General features: G+C 65.9%; 16 protein-coding genes and 1 tRNA gene. 8 read left to right on the forward strand and 9 right to left on the reverse strand.

Translation table 11 applies throughout. From position 1 onward, the window contains the following. Window positions 1-68 precede the first annotated feature (68 nt). Window positions 69-1,037 carry a transaldolase gene (tal, locus tag M2319_RS13830; protein ID WP_264602053.1) on the forward strand — a complete coding sequence of 323 codons (969 nt, stop codon included), beginning with the start codon at window positions 69-71 and terminating at the stop codon, window positions 1,035-1,037. A 396-nt stretch (window positions 1,038-1,433) separates the two neighbouring features. Here tal and M2319_RS13835 read toward each other — a convergent pair. Then, window positions 1,434-1,518: transfer RNA gene (locus M2319_RS13835), tRNA-Leu, on the reverse strand. A gap of 244 nt (window positions 1,519-1,762) precedes the next feature. Here M2319_RS13835 and M2319_RS13840 point away from each other — a divergent pair. Then, a complete protein-coding gene (locus M2319_RS13840; protein ID WP_264602054.1) occupies window positions 1,763-2,731 on the forward strand; it encodes a sulfotransferase family protein in 969 nt (322 codons plus the stop codon). Beyond that, window positions 2,724-3,413 carry a hypothetical protein gene (locus M2319_RS13845; protein WP_264602055.1) on the forward strand — a complete coding sequence of 230 codons (690 nt, stop codon included), beginning with the start codon at window positions 2,724-2,726 and terminating at the stop codon, window positions 3,411-3,413. Before M2319_RS13840 ends, M2319_RS13845 begins: the two co-directional genes overlap by 8 nt. Here the strand turns inward: M2319_RS13845 and gpt are convergent. From gpt to M2319_RS13865, 4 genes are all read right to left on the reverse strand, one after another. After that, window positions 3,410-3,922 (reverse strand): xanthine phosphoribosyltransferase, encoded by a 513-nt coding sequence (gene gpt, locus M2319_RS13850; RefSeq protein ID WP_264602056.1) that lies wholly within the window; start codon window positions 3,920-3,922, stop codon window positions 3,410-3,412. The two genes, M2319_RS13845 and gpt, sit on opposite strands and share 4 nt — an antisense overlap. Window positions 3,923-3,925: 3 nt before the next feature. Beyond that, window positions 3,926-4,684, reverse strand: a complete 759-nt coding sequence (locus M2319_RS13855; protein WP_264602057.1) for a competence/damage-inducible protein A — start codon at window positions 4,682-4,684, stop codon at window positions 3,926-3,928. Window positions 4,685-4,818: 134 nt separating this feature from the next. Then, entirely contained in the window at window positions 4,819-6,012 is a 1,194-nt protein-coding gene (locus M2319_RS13860) for an FAD-dependent monooxygenase (protein WP_264602058.1), read from the reverse strand. A 13-nt stretch (window positions 6,013-6,025) separates the two neighbouring features. After that, complete coding sequence (locus M2319_RS13865; protein ID WP_264602059.1) at window positions 6,026-6,274, reverse strand: zinc-finger domain-containing protein; 249 nt, start codon at window positions 6,272-6,274, stop codon at window positions 6,026-6,028. 207 nt (window positions 6,275-6,481) lie between these two features. Here M2319_RS13865 and M2319_RS13870 point away from each other — a divergent pair, with 207 nt between their 5' ends. Further along, the gene (locus M2319_RS13870; protein ID WP_264602060.1) at window positions 6,482-7,234 is read left to right on the forward strand and encodes an alpha/beta fold hydrolase; all 753 of its coding nucleotides are present in this window, start codon (window positions 6,482-6,484) and stop codon (window positions 7,232-7,234) included. 5 nt (window positions 7,235-7,239) lie between these two features. Here M2319_RS13870 and M2319_RS13875 read toward each other — a convergent pair whose 3' ends face one another. After that, window positions 7,240-8,076, reverse strand: coding sequence for an enoyl-CoA hydratase (locus tag M2319_RS13875; RefSeq protein WP_264602061.1), 837 nt, complete (start codon window positions 8,074-8,076; stop codon window positions 7,240-7,242). 147 nt (window positions 8,077-8,223) lie between these two features. On the opposite strand from M2319_RS13875, the gene cysE reads away from it, so the two are divergent. Continuing rightward, window positions 8,224-9,063, forward strand: coding sequence for a serine O-acetyltransferase (cysE, locus tag M2319_RS13880; protein ID WP_264602062.1), 840 nt, complete (start codon window positions 8,224-8,226; stop codon window positions 9,061-9,063). An 89-nt stretch (window positions 9,064-9,152) separates the two neighbouring features. Next, window positions 9,153-9,365 carry a DUF3126 family protein gene (locus M2319_RS13885; RefSeq protein ID WP_264602063.1) on the forward strand — a complete coding sequence of 71 codons (213 nt, stop codon included), beginning with the start codon at window positions 9,153-9,155 and terminating at the stop codon, window positions 9,363-9,365. An 11-nt stretch (window positions 9,366-9,376) separates the two neighbouring features. Here M2319_RS13885 and M2319_RS13890 read toward each other — a convergent pair whose 3' ends face one another. Then, a complete protein-coding gene (locus tag M2319_RS13890; RefSeq protein ID WP_264602064.1) occupies window positions 9,377-10,087 on the reverse strand; it encodes a hypothetical protein in 711 nt (236 codons plus the stop codon). Window positions 10,088-10,329: 242 nt separating this feature from the next. Between M2319_RS13890 and M2319_RS13895 the strand changes: the two genes are divergently transcribed. Beyond that, window positions 10,330-10,668 (forward strand): DUF6949 family protein, encoded by a 339-nt coding sequence (locus tag M2319_RS13895; protein WP_264602065.1) that lies wholly within the window; start codon window positions 10,330-10,332, stop codon window positions 10,666-10,668. Window positions 10,669-10,752: 84 nt separating this feature from the next. Next, window positions 10,753-11,280 (forward strand): gamma carbonic anhydrase family protein, encoded by a 528-nt coding sequence (locus M2319_RS13900; RefSeq protein WP_264602066.1) that lies wholly within the window; start codon window positions 10,753-10,755, stop codon window positions 11,278-11,280. Window positions 11,281-11,435: 155 nt separating this feature from the next. Here M2319_RS13900 and M2319_RS13905 read toward each other — a convergent pair whose 3' ends face one another. Together M2319_RS13905 and M2319_RS13910 are read right to left on the reverse strand one after the other, a co-directional pair. Next, window positions 11,436-12,062, reverse strand: a complete 627-nt coding sequence (locus M2319_RS13905; protein ID WP_406682126.1) for a transglutaminase-like cysteine peptidase — start codon at window positions 12,060-12,062, stop codon at window positions 11,436-11,438. 451 nt (window positions 12,063-12,513) lie between these two features. Beyond that, window positions 12,514-13,131, reverse strand: coding sequence for a PilZ domain-containing protein (locus tag M2319_RS13910; RefSeq protein ID WP_264602068.1), 618 nt, complete (start codon window positions 13,129-13,131; stop codon window positions 12,514-12,516). Window positions 13,132-13,270: the final 139 nt, after the last annotated feature.

The raw sequence follows: 13,270 nt of genomic DNA on the forward strand, positions 1-13,270 counted from the left end.
CCATTGTTGACCGTTCCGCGCTTGACGCCGATGCTGGGCCATCCAGCCGTTTCATTGGAGATTTGATTATGGACGACAAGCTCTCCCAGATCCGCCGGCACACGGTGATCGTCGCCGACAGCGGCGACATTGAGAGCATCCGCGCGGTGGAGCCGCAGGACTGCACGACCAATCCGTCGCTGATCCTGCGCGCCGCGAAGATGCCGGCCTATGAGGAATATGTGAGCGACGCCGTTGCCTGGGCAAGGCGCCAGGCGGACGACGACACATGGGTCGACCATGCGCTCGACCGGCTCGCCGTCAATTTCGGCGCCGAGCTGACACGGATCGTGCCCGGCGTCGTCTCCACCGAGGTGGATGCGCGGCTCTCCTTCGATACCGAGGGCACGATCGCCAAGGCCGAACGCCTCATCAAGCTCTATGAAGAGGTCGGCGTTGGCCGGGAGCGCATCCTGATCAAGGTCGCGGCGACCTGGGAAGGCATTCGCGCCGCCGAAGTGCTCGAAAAGCGCGGCATCCGCTGCAATCTGACGCTGATCTTCAGCCTTGCCCAGGCGATTGCCTGCGCGGAGGCCGGCGCGTTCCTGATCTCGCCCTTCGTCGGGCGCATCCTCGACTGGTACGCCAAGTCGACCGGCAAGACCTACGACGCCGAGACCGATCCGGGCGTGAAGTCGGTCACGGAGATCTACAACTACTATCGCAAGTACGGCTACAAGACCGTCGTCATGGGTGCCTCGTTCCGCAATACCGGCGAGGTCGAGGCCCTCAATGGCTGTGACCGGCTGACGGTGGGCCCGAACCTTCTCGGCGAGCTTGCCAGCGAGACCGGCGATGTGCCGGTGCGCCTGACGCCGCCGGACGGTCCGCCCGAGACCCCGCCGGCGCCGCTGACGGAAGAAGAGTTCCGCTGGCGCCTCAATTCCGATGCCATGGCGACGGAAAAGCTCGCCGAGGGCATCCGGCTGTTCCACCGGGACGCCGAACAACTGCGCGAATTTGTGCGCACGCACAAAGCGCCCCAGGCCGTCGCCTAAAGGCGGCCCATGTGGCGGCGCCCTCGGCCGGTCGGCCCTCCTCCCACCGATCGGCCGAAGAGACACACCCGCGTGCCTCAACCGCCGGCGGACGACCGCGCTCCGGTTCCTATCTGGCCGGACTGCGGCCGTCCGTCGGCGGAATTTTTTTCAGAGCGATTTTCCGGTCAAAAATGGACGACGCTCCGGCGTCGCAACCTCGACGCCAACGGCGTCGCAAGGCCGACCGGCCGCCGGCGCCTTCGCGCCGCCCCGTCGGAGGCTAGCGGGCGCAGCCCGCGCTCAGCCGTGAGACACCTCGAAGCCAAAGGCTTCGCAAGCGCGACCGCGCGCCGGCGCCTATGCGCCGCCCCGTCGGAGCGGTGCGCGAAGCGCATTCGCGTGAGACATGAAAAATGGTGCGGACGGCGGGACTCGAACCCGCATGGCCGAAGCCGAGGGATTTTAAGTCCCTTGTGTCTACCGATTCCACCACGTCCGCGTGCAAGGGGCGGCGACACGTAACCGTGCGGCCCATTGTCCTTGCAAATATCAAAATCCGTTTGTCGTGCCAAACGCTTCTGTCGTAAAAGCCGCGGCGTGCGGCGACCCGGCGCGTCTGGCGGGACGCTGCGGCATGTTGCGTTTGCGGCTCCGCACGCTACATGCAGGGACTGACTTTTGGCATGCGCGGCCGGCGCGGAACCGGTTCGGGCACAAGCGCTCCGGCACGAAAGGGTGGTGCGATGACACGGCGGGCCTATGTCGACCATCACCGGCGGATCTGCGTCTTCTGGAGCCCGAAATCGGCCTCGCGCACGATTCTTGCCTGGTACGCCGAGGCGTTTTGCGGCATCACCCGGCTGGCGCGCACCGATGCGCGGCGGCTGACCCAGATCGCCAATTACGACGTGGTTCGCGCATCTTATCTGGTCAACCGCGAGCGCTATTTTTCCGCCGCCTTCGTGCGCCATCCGGCGACGCGTCTGCTCAGCGCCTATCTCAACAAGTTCGTGCGCGCCAAGCAGCGCCCGCTCGAGGCCTTTACCGATCTTGCGCCCTATGCCCGCACGGCGGTGCGGGAGATCGCGGCGCTGAAGGGCGAGCGGTTCGACGCGGAGAGCTATGAGGGCATTTCCTTTGCCGACCTCCTCGATCTCTGCGAGGCGCGGATCAGGGCGCGCGGCGTCGAGCCCGACCTCAACGCCCACTGGAACACCCAGGTGCCGTTCGTCGCGCCGGTGGTGAAGCTCTCATACGACCATGTGGTGGCGGTGGAGACACTCGCCGACGACATGGCGCCGCTCGTTGCCGCGTTCGGCGGCAGCGGAGCGGAGGAAATCCGCAACCGCACCGCGCTTCACGCCAACGCCGAGGACGCAACCGGCGATGCCCCGAACCACAGCGAAGCGAAGACGGGGGCGGTGGAAACCCCCTCCGTCCGGCTCGCCGGCGAGCGGCTCGACCCGTCCGCCTTCCTCACCGAGACCATCCTTGCCCGGATCGGCGAGGTGTTCGCCCAGGATTTCGAGTATCTCGGCTACGATCCGATGGCGCCGGACCGGCCGCCGGCCATCCGCACCCGCAACAAGCCGGAGATTCACCACGACCCGATGCGCGAGATTTGCCGCCGGCGTGCAAATCGCGCCTTCGGCGCGCGCAAGCTGAAGCGGTTCTATGCGGAACGGCGCAAGCGGAGCGCGGACGATGCCTGAGGCAACGCCATTCGTCTCTAGGGGCGCGCTCACGGTCGTCTTTCCAGACATCCTGGCTGAGCGGGCCGGGCGCGAGACGCTGATCGTCACCGGCTCGCCGCGCGGCGGCACTTCTGCCGTTGCTTATGCGCTGAGGCGGCTCGACTATTGTCTCGGCGACCGGATCGGCTCCAACAATCACGAAGACCTCGATTTCCTTGCCGCCTTCGACGAGGCCAGCGCACGAAAGCGCAAGGCGGCTCTCGGCGCGCTGATCGCGGCGCGCAACGCGATCTATTCCCGCTGGGGCTTCAAGCTGCCGAAGGCGGCGCTCCACCTTGCCGAATTTGCCGGCCTTGCCCGCGATCCGGTCGGCGTCATCATCTACCGCAATCCGCTCGCCGTCGGCCGCTCGATCGTCAATCGCGGGCCGAAATTCCCGCAAGGCTCGGAAGGGCTCCTGAAAGGTGTGGTCGTCGCGGCGGAGCGGATGCGGTCCGTGTCGGATCAGCTCCTCGCCGCGCGGCTGCCGGCGGTGCTGATCGATTTCGACCGGTTCCGGGACGATGCGCGCGGCAATCTCGCCGCGCTCATGGAGCTTCTGGCGCTCAAGGCCGATGCCGCCGATATCGATGCGATCGCCGCCGATATTGCCGAGCCGGGCTACAAGAAGATGCCGGGACAGCGCGAAAGCGCGGTTTAGCCTACCGGGCCCTTGGCGATCGGCGGCTGGAAGGCGAGGCCCATGTCCCAGGGGAAGTAGATCCAGGTGTCCTGGGAGACCTCGGTGATGAAGGTGTCGACCAGCGGCCGGCCCTTCGGCTTGGCGTAGACGGTGGCGAAATGGGCGTCCGGCAGGATCTCGCGGACGACGCCCGCGGTCTTGCCGGTATCGACCAGGTCGTCGACGACGAGAACGCCCGCGCCCTTGCCGCCGGCCTTGTCGACGACGTCCTTGGCGACCTGTTTCAGGATCATCAGTTCACCCTGGTCACGGTAATTGTGCCGCGAGGCGATGCAGATGGTCTCGATCAGGCGGATGCCGAGCTCGCGCGAGACGACGGCTGCGGGAACGAGCCCGCCGCGGGTGATGCAGACGATGGCCTCGAACGGTCCGTCGGCGGATATCCGCCAGGCGAGCGCGCGCGCGTCGCGGTGGAACTGGTCCCAGGATACCGGAAAGATCTTTTCGGGGCTCGTCGGTTCGGACATCGCTCAACTCGTCTTGTCGTTTTTCGCGAGCCCTTCCAGCATCTTTTGAACGTCTGCGGCGGCTTCCTCCAGGAGGTCGGCGTCGCGCGCGCGGATGACGATGCGGGTGGAGAAGATCTCGCCGTCGAAATAGGGGTAGGAGCCGATGGCGGTGCCGGGATGGGCATCCTGGATTTCGCCGAGCGGCGTGGCGACAATGCCTTCCGGGCGATGCGCCTCGATGGTTTTAGACAGCATCTTGCGGCCGGTGGCAAGGCGCGGCGCAAGGCCGTCGAACATCGCCTGCATGACGGAGGGCACGCCGGCCATGACGAAGACGTTGCCGATGTGAAAGCCGGGCAGGCCGGAGACGGGATTGTCGATGAGATCGGCGCCCTTCGGCACCCTCGCCATGCGCCGGCGGCCGGGGGTCAGGTCGCCCTCGGCGTAGCGCTCCTTCATCATGGCAAGGATGCGCTCGTCCTCCACGACGGGGGCCTCGAAGGCCGCCGCGACGGCGTCGGCGGTGACGTCGTCATGGGTCGGGCCGATGCCGCCGGTGGTGAAGACGTAGTCGCAGCGCAGGCGCAGGACGTTGATCGCCTCGACGATGCGCGGCAACTCGTCCGGCACGATGCGCACCTCGCGCAAATCGATGCCGATCGCCGTCATATAGTCGGCGAGGAAGCCGATGTTCTTGTCCTTGGTGCGGCCGGAGAGAATCTCATCGCCGATGACGATGACGGCCGCGGTGACGATCTCTTGTGCTGGCGAGGCAGACATGGTCCGCGTTCAGCCCCCGTTGTCGCAAGATTCGTGTCCGCGCGGCCCCTCCGGCAGTCTCGCCGAACGCGCAAGGGAAGGGTAAATCAGGCGGGCTGAGCGCTCAAGCGGGCATCTCGCGCATCTCATACATCTCATGCGGGGGCCGGGTGCGGCGGCTGCCAGCTATAGATCCAGTCGAAGCGCGACAGCAGCCTTTCGGAGGGAATGAGCTGCAGGGCGGTGTCGCGGGCGGCGGCCGAAAATCCGCGCAGGTGATAGATGCGGTCGTTCTTCAGGGCCGTTGCGATCACCCGTTCGACGCGCTTGCGGCGCAGGCCCTGGTATCGCTTCAGGACGTCGGCGATATCGTCGGAGCGGGACAGAAGGTCGCCGAGGACGGCGCCGTCCTCGATCGCCATCGCCGCGCCCTGGGCCATGAAGGGCAGCATGGCATGGGCCGAATCGCCGAGCAGGGCGATGCGGCCGCTGTACCACGGGCTGCCGGTCGGCATGCCGCAGAGCGCCCATTTCAGCCAAGTCTCCGGCAGCGACAGCAGATTGAGGACGCGGTCCGGCCAGCCGGAAAAGCGCGACAGCAGCACCTCGCGGTCGCCTTCGGCGTTCCAGCCTTCCTCGTTCCAGTCGTCGTTGACGATGGCGACGAGGTTGAATTCGTTGCCGGCGTGGATCGGGTAGTGGACGAGGTGGACGCCGTCGCCGAACCAGACGACGGAATCGCGCAGGAAATCGGCCGGGATGTCGCTTGCCGGAACGATGGCGCGCCAGGCGGTGCGGCCGGTAAATGCGGCGCCAGGCAGGCCGAGGCCGAGCCGGCGGACGCTCGACCAGACGCCGTCGGCACCGATCAGAAGGTCGCCCCGGTAGGTCTCCTCGTGATCGCCGACGGCGACCGTTGCCGAGGCGCCGGTGTCGTCCTGGTCGACGCCTTTAAGCGTGGCGCCGAGGTGGATCTCGATGCGGGGGTCGCGCTGGGCGGCCTGGTGGAGGGCGTCCTGCAGGTCGGCCCGGTGCACCACCCAGTAAGGCGATCCGTAGCGCGGCATCGCCCGCGTACCGAACTCGATGCGGTTCAGCTCGCCGCCGGTGCGGGCAGAACAGATGCGCAGCCGTTCCACGGCGACGGCATCGGAATGGAGCGGATTGCCGAGGCCGAGGTCAAGGAGAACGCGGCTGGCATTGGGCGAGATCTGCAGGCCGGCACCGACCTCGCGGACGATGCTGGCGCGTTCCAGGAGGGTGACGGAAAGCCCGGCACGGGCGATGCACAACGCAGCCGTCAGCCCGCCGATGCCGGCGCCGACGACAATGGCACTCTTTTCGGACATGGATTCTTGCGGTCTATTCCGCTGCTTCGGCGTGCCACACGCAGTCGGCCGGCTCGGCGCTGTCGGAGGCAACATCGGGATCATAGACGTAGCGGGCGCCGCAATAGGGGCAGAGCGCTTCTGAGTCGCCGCCCATGTCGAGGAAGACATGGGGATGGTCGAAGGGCGGCGAGGCCCCGATGCACATGAACTCCTTGACGCCGATGCGGATCGTCTCGACCCCGTGGTCGTTGCGGAAATGGGGGGTTACATGCTGCGCCATGGTGCCGTGTCCGACTTGTTGGATATCGGCGGGACACTAGAGCATTTGCGCCCCATATTGAAGTCATTCCGGGAAACGGATGAACGGGCGGTGCGGTCCGGAGCGACGCGGCGTTGAAAAGCCGCCGCCAGGGGCTATGTTGAGGCAGCCTCGGGGCCGCGCCCGTCCGGTGTGCCGGCCCGTTCCCAGAACCTGCAACGAGCCTCCATGACCCATTTCGATTCCGACGGCGTTTCCATCGCCTATTACGAAGAAGGCGAGGGGACGCCGATCCTCCTCATCCACGGCTTTGCCTCCAACGCCCACGTCAACTGGGTCTATCCCGGCTGGGTGCGCGATCTTTCGCGTGCCGGCCGGCGGGTGATCGCCGTCGACAATCGCGGCCACGGCGACAGCGAGAAGCTCTACGACACGGAGGCCTACGGCGCGCCGACCATGGCGGAGGACGCGAAGCGGCTGCTCGATCACCTCGACATCGAGCGGGCCGACGTCATGGGCTATTCCATGGGCGCGCGGATCACCGCGTTCCTCGGCCTCAACCATCCGGACCGGGTGCGCAGCGTCATCTTCGGCGGCCTCGGCTACGGCATGGTCACCGGGGTCGGGACGCCCGAGCCGATCGCCGCAGCGCTGGAGGCGCCGTCCCTCGACGATGTTCGCCACGCCACCGGGCGCACCTTCCGCCAGTTCGCCGAGCAGACCGGCTCGGATCTGAAGGCGCTCGCCGCCTGCATGCGCTCCTCGCGCCAGAAGATCGCGCCGGAGATGCTGTCGGAGCTGCAGCCGCCGGCGCTGGTTGCGGTCGGCACGCGCGACGCAATTGCCGGCTCGCCCCAGGCGCTCGCCGACCTCATCCCGAACGCCGAGGTGCTGCACATCCCCGACCGCGACCACATGCTTTCGGTCGGCGACAAGGTCTACAAGGCCGGCGTGATGGACTTTTTGGCGCGGCTGGACTGAGGCTTCTACCGGCCGGTGAATTGCGGCCGGCGCTTTTCCAGGAAGGCGGCGCGGCCTTCGGCAAAGTCGGCGCTATCGAAGCAGGCGTCGGTCATGGCGCGGATCGCCGCCATGTCGACGCTGCCCGGCTCGGCCGTCACCGCGTCGATGGCGGCCTTGGCCGCCTTCAGGGTCAGCGGCGCGTTTTCGGCGATGGTGGCGGCGAGCTTGCGGGTCCCGGCCTCCAGGTCGGCGGCGGCAAAGACGCCTTCCACGAGGCCGATCGCCAGCGCCTCGTCGTGGCCAACGCGGCGGGCGGTGAAGAACAGGTCCTTGGCGCGGGCTGGGCCCGTCAGCTTGACGACGTCGCGAACCGCATCGGGCGGGTAGCCGACGCCGAGCCGGCCGGCGGGGATCGAGAACAGGGCATCATCAGAAGCGATGCGCATGTCGGTGGCGACCGCAAGGCCGACGCCGCCGCCGAAGCAGAAGCCGCGGATCATGGCGAGCGTCGGTTTCGTTGCCTCGCGCAGCGCCGCGAACGCCTCGGCATTGGCCTCCTCATAGGCGCGGGCGGTGTCGGCGTCGCGCCGCACGGTCTCGAATTCGGAGATGTCGGCGCCGGAGACGAAGGCGGCCTCGCCGGCGCCGGCAACGACGATGAGGCGGACGTCGTCGTCGGCCTCCAGGGTGCGCACGGCGTCCGGGATCGCCTGCCACATGGCGAGGTTCACGGCGTTGCGGCGGCGGGCGTTGTCGACGATCAGCCAGCCGATCGGCGCCTCCACCCGGCAGACGATGCGCCCTTCGGCCTCGCCGTTTTCTTCCGCTTCCGTTGCCGTCGTCGTTGTGTCCTCGGTCATTTCCGTTGCCCTGTTCTTCCGTGTGCCGGTCCGGCCCGTCGCGCCCGCCATTGCGGTTTCGCAATCTAATGTGATGGGCCGGTGATGGTATGCTTTGTTTAAAGCTCTATGTTATGGGGAAGAAAATTCCAACGGGGACCGTCGACCATGGCGCAACCAAATGTCCGCATAGAGAACACGCTTGCCACCCACGATCCGGTCTGGACGCGGATTCGCGAAGAGGCCGAGGAGATCGTCGGGCGCGAGCCGCAGCTTGCCGGCTTTCTCTATGAAAGCATCCTCAACCATCCGACGCTCGAGGACGCGATCATCGCCCGTCTTGCCGCCCGGCTCGACCACGGTGCGGTTCCGGCCAGCCACATCCGCTCGGCCTATGACGACGCCCTTGGCGACGATCCGTCGCTGCGCGATGCGTTCCGCGTCGACATCGCGGCCGTCTTCGACCGCGATCCGGCCTGCAACCGCTATATCGACCCGGTGCTCTACTTCAAGGGCTTCCATGCCCTGCAGACCCAGCGGCTCGGCCACTGGCTGTGGAAGCACAATCGCGAGGACTTCGCGCTCTACCTGCAGAGCCGGTCCTCGGAGATTTTCCAGGTCGACATCCATCCGGCCGTGCCGATCGGGCGCAGCATCTTCCTCGACCACGCCACCGGCCTCGTCGTCGGCGGCACGGCTGTGATCGAGGACGAGGTGTCGATCCTGCAAGGGGTAACGCTCGGCGGCACCGGCAAGGAGACCGGTGACCGGCATCCGAAGATCCGCACGGGCGTCCTGATCGGCGCCGGCGCCAAGATCCTCGGCAACATCGAAATCGGCTGCTGCTCGCGGATTGCCGCGGGCTCCGTGGTCCTGCGCGACGTGCCTGCCGCTGTGACGGTCGCTGGCGTTCCTGCCAAAATCGTCGGCCGGGCGGGTTGCGCCGAGCCGTCAATCATGATGGACCAGACCCTTGCCGAGCGCGACGAGGCCGGCGATTCGGACTGAACCGCCGGAACCTTGCCTTCGCGCCAATCGTTTCACCGATACGTCCGTCCCAAGGGGCGTTCTTTTCAAAAGACCAGGGAGACGGCGCATTGAAGCGCGACGAAATCACCAAGCTTGAAGCCTATCTGCGGAAAAAATTCGAACTGCCGAAAATCGGCGTGCGGGCGCGGCCGCAAAAGGACGATTCCGCCGAGGTCTATATCGGCGACGAATTCATTGGCGTCCTGTTCCGCGACGAGGAGGACGGCGATCTGTCCTGGAACTTCCAGATGGCGATCCTGGAGTTCGACCTGGAGGAGTAGGGCGTCCGCCGCTACTTTCTTATCCGCATCCTGTCGATGAGCATCCGGATGGCCGGGTCGAGCCTTGCCCAATCCTTCAGCATCGGCTTGCGGAACCGGTAGGAGACCGCCAGCGCCTCGCCGATATGGATGGCGCGCAGGCAGGTCACCGGGACGATCCGCTCGCCGGTCTTGGAACAGCGGGCCGAGAACGGATCAGTCGAGCCGGGCTCGAAGAACACCTCTTCGGAATCGTAGCCGGAGCCGGGCTGCAGGTCGCGCGAGACGAGGCCTGCCGGCCCCGGCTTGTCGCCTTCCTCAAAGAACCGGGCGTAGAGCCCGATGAGCCGGGTCGTGGAATCGACCTGGTCGCGGCGCGGCTGCAGCGCCAGGAAGAGGAGCGGTGCGTTCGGCGTGACGTCGTCGAAGGCGCTGGCGTTCTTCGCCGAATAGCCGGTAAGGCTCGGCCAGTGGACGACGAGGTCGAGCCGGTCCCATCGGCCGTCCTGGCGCTGGTCGGCAAAGCGGATCATGTTGCCCGGAATGGCGAGTTTTTCGCCGGCGATCTCCACGGTCACCGGCGTCGGGTCGGCGGTGAAGCCGGCCATCTGGGCCTCGCCGCCGAGCCAGTAGACCGCGAAATTGGCAATGCCGATGAAGGCTGCGACGACGCCGGCGATGACGGCGGCGGGCAGCCAGACGCTGCGGGAAGAGGCCGGTTCTGATGCTGTGGCGGTGGTCACGTTGCCCCCGATTGCGGCGAGACGGGCCGGTTCGGCCGTCCCGATGCCGAAAAAATCCCCGGCCAGACGCTCCAAAACGGCACAGGCCGCATCATGATTTTCCCGACGATTGTCCCATTATGGTTAACGATCGCTTAAGGATTGGCGGAAAGGCGCCGATCCGGGGCGTCCGGTACGGCCCTTGCGAGTCCTTGTGCGAACGCCGGAACCTGTCCGGAATCGACACGCATGGTGAAGAAAGCGTGAAAGGGACCCCGATGATCGCCGGAGAACTCCTCGTCGTTGGCTATGCAATCGCCACCGGCTTCGTCGCCGCCGGAATGCTCGGCAGCTTCTACCAGCTCCTGACCCGGCGTCCGCCGAGCTTCGTGCTTTCGGTCGACACCTGGTGGACGATCATCTCCTCCACGGTGATGTGTGCGTTCGCCGGACCCTTCATCATCATGCGCAACGCCCTGCGCGGCCGGCGCATCGAGCATCGCCCGCTCGGCTGGCTGGCCGCCTCCACGGCGATTGCCGCCGGCTGGAGCCTGTGCTCGGGCATCGTCGTCCTGGAGATGACGCTGTCCGTGGTCTCGTAGGACCCTGCATTCCGTCAATGACGTCGGGCCGGATTTTTCCTAGGCTTTGCCCGCGAATCCCACCCGATGTCCGAGGAGTTTTCGATGCCCCTTTATGCGCTTGGAACCACCGGGCCGACGTTGCCGGAAGAGGGCGCCTACTGGGTCGCGCCCGATGCCCAGGTGATCGGCGCCGTGATCCTTGCCAAAGACGCCAGCGTCTGGTGGGGCGCGGTCCTGAGGGGCGACAACGAGCCGATCACGGTCGGCGAAGGCTCCAACATCCAGGATGGCTCGATCCTGCACACAGACATGGGCTATCCGTTGACGATCGGCCGCGACTGCACCGTCGGCCACGGGGTCATCCTGCACGGCTGCACCATCGGCAACAACAGCCTGATCGGCATGGGCGCGACGATCCTCAACGGCGCCGTCATCGGCGACAACTGCCTGATCGGTGCCAATGCGCTGGTCACCGAAGGCAAGGTGATCCCCGACAATTCGCTGGTGGTCGGGGCGCCGGCCAAGGTCGTGCGCGAACTCGACGACAAGGCGATCGCCGGCCTCAGCGAGTCCGCCCGCAGCTATGTGCGCAACTGGCAACGCTTTGCCGGCGAACTCCGCGAACTCTGATTTTTCCTGAACAAACCGCCGCTTGACACACGGCAAAAAAGTGAGCCGGCCCGGGGGTAACGGGCCGGCTCTTCAAGACCCGGTCTGGGTGGGGACGGGGAGGGTGGGGACACGACCGGGCCTGAAACTGTCGCTCACCAATTCCCGTTGTCGCGTCAGCGTTTGGCGAGACTGCCGACGGCTGTGACGCGGTTGTCCGTTATGCGCTTCCAGCGGGCACTGTCGGTCTCCGACTGGCGTTTCACGTAACGGTATTCGGTCTCGTTCCACGGCAGCACCGCGCCGACCTGATTGTCGAGCACGAAGTCGCCGCGGTCGGTGCGCACCGTCAGGACGGCGTGTCCGTCGCCGGCCGTATCGCGCACCACGGTGATCAGGAGGGCGCTTTTCGGCCACCCGCGATCGGCGAGAATCCGCGCCTTCAGCAGCACGTAGTCCTCGCAATCGCCCTCGGTCGTCGGATAGGTCCAGTATTCGGCGACCTTGTAGAGTTCCTGGTCCGTCACCGGCTTGATGCGGCCGTTGACGTAGTCGTTGATCTCGATCATCTCGTTCCAGCGCGACCGGGTGAGCTGCACGACCTTGGCCGTTTTCGACCGGCTGCTGCATTCACCCCGGTTGGCCTTGCAGAACTGCACATGACCGATGGGCGCGGTGGTGTTGCCCGCGGTTGGCATGAACCGTTCTGCGTGGAGCCGTGCGGCGGATGCAGTGCTTGTACCCAGAAGCAATGCCCCCACTGCCGCAAGAATAACTAAGTGTCCCTGTTGCCTGCTCGCCATGATGTTACCCTCCCTCATGGTGGTCACACTATGGCAGAGACGTTTTTATCTTGAGATAAGTTTTGTAATACTATTTGAGTTAAACTGTAATTGCATTTATATTAGATTTTTGTCTTGTTTTACGAAAATTAGAACTGCATTTGAGTCAACTTTGAACGATTTCCGAAAGGCTTTGGGAATGCTTCGATGCGCTTGGGTTTTTGGGCGATCGGCGGCTCAGACAGGCCGGTCCGATGCGTCGGCGGTGGCGCACCGAGGGCGGGGGACGGGAAGGGGAGCCTGAGGACATATGCGCGCTTTATTGCGCGCCTCCCGGCAGGCGGGGCCGGGCGCAGGTCGCCGCTCCGGTTCGCCGATCCGGCTCCCATTCGGCAGGCGCAAACGAAAAACGCCCGCGCGGCTCAGCCGGCGGGCGGTGTCGTCAGGCGCAGATCAAGGGCGCGCTGCAGCGCTACATGTTCTTTCGGAGGGAATCTTCGCTCTGCACGGAGGCGAATTCGACCGCGATGCCCTTTTCCAGGTGGCGCACGACGCGGGCGCGCATCTTGCCGAGGGTCACCGGGGTGCCGATGGCCGGCTTGACGCCGATCACCACGGCAGCGCCGGACAGCGACACGTCGATCGCCTGGCAGCGATAGGTGCGGCCGTCGTCGAGGGTGAGGTCGGTGATCGGATTGTCCGGGATGATGCGCTCGTGGCGGCGGTCTTCCGGCAGGTTGAGGATGTAGCGGTTGGCGAGCCAGGTGAGCTGGTCGGCGAGCTTTTCGCGCTTGCGCGGCGTCGCGTCGACGCTCATGGCAAACCCGCCCTCGGTGTAGCGGGTGATGTTGCCCTCGATGCGGCCGATATGGTCGATATAGGCGATCACGCGTTCGCCGATATTGCCGATGATCGGGGTGACGAGGCTGGCGCCGCCGGGCGACATGTCTGTCACCTGGCAGGGATATTCGGTGCGGTTCTCCAGCATGAAACGGCCGAGAAGGCTGACCTGAACCCGCTGGAACTGGCGGCGTTCGGCCTTGCGCATCGCTTCCAGGCGCTCGTGCGTTTCTATGGAGGCGATCTTCATTGACTGTCCGCGAACCCAACTGCCTCGTTGCGCGGCACGGGATCGGCCCCTGTCGCGTCGGAGGATGTTAGTGGCAAGAGGGTTAACAAGCGGTAAGACCGCCGCAGGATTCCGCCTTTTTGGGTTAAATGAATACGAT

Origin of the sequence: Rhodobium gokarnense, from assembly GCF_025961475.1 — a bacterium.
Lineage (GTDB): Bacteria > Pseudomonadota > Alphaproteobacteria > Rhizobiales > Rhodobiaceae > Rhodobium > Rhodobium gokarnense.

Coding starts and splice junctions, on each gene's coding strand:
- M2319_RS13840 (WP_264602054.1), top strand. CDS start 1,763: ATGACACGGCGGGCCTATGTCGACCATCACCGGCGGATCTGCGTCTTC.
- tal (WP_264602053.1), top strand. CDS start 69: ATGGACGACAAGCTCTCCCAGATCCGCCGGCACACGGTGATCGTCGCC.
- M2319_RS13875 (WP_264602061.1), bottom strand. CDS start 8,076: ATGACCGAGGACACAACGACGACGGCAACGGAAGCGGAAGAAAACGGC.
- M2319_RS13865 (WP_264602059.1), bottom strand. CDS start 6,274: ATGGCGCAGCATGTAACCCCCCATTTCCGCAACGACCACGGGGTCGAG.
- M2319_RS13855 (WP_264602057.1), bottom strand. CDS start 4,684: ATGTCTGCCTCGCCAGCACAAGAGATCGTCACCGCGGCCGTCATCGTC.
- M2319_RS13870 (WP_264602060.1), top strand. CDS start 6,482: ATGACCCATTTCGATTCCGACGGCGTTTCCATCGCCTATTACGAAGAA.
- M2319_RS13845 (WP_264602055.1), top strand. CDS start 2,724: ATGCCTGAGGCAACGCCATTCGTCTCTAGGGGCGCGCTCACGGTCGTC.
- gpt (WP_264602056.1), bottom strand. CDS start 3,922: ATGTCCGAACCGACGAGCCCCGAAAAGATCTTTCCGGTATCCTGGGAC.
- cysE (WP_264602062.1), top strand. CDS start 8,224: ATGGCGCAACCAAATGTCCGCATAGAGAACACGCTTGCCACCCACGAT.
- M2319_RS13860 (WP_264602058.1), bottom strand. CDS start 6,012: ATGTCCGAAAAGAGTGCCATTGTCGTCGGCGCCGGCATCGGCGGGCTG.
- M2319_RS13905 (WP_406682126.1), bottom strand. CDS start 12,062: ATGGCGAGCAGGCAACAGGGACACTTAGTTATTCTTGCGGCAGTGGGG.
- M2319_RS13900 (WP_264602066.1), top strand. CDS start 10,753: ATGCCCCTTTATGCGCTTGGAACCACCGGGCCGACGTTGCCGGAAGAG.
- M2319_RS13910 (WP_264602068.1), bottom strand. CDS start 13,131: ATGAAGATCGCCTCCATAGAAACGCACGAGCGCCTGGAAGCGATGCGC.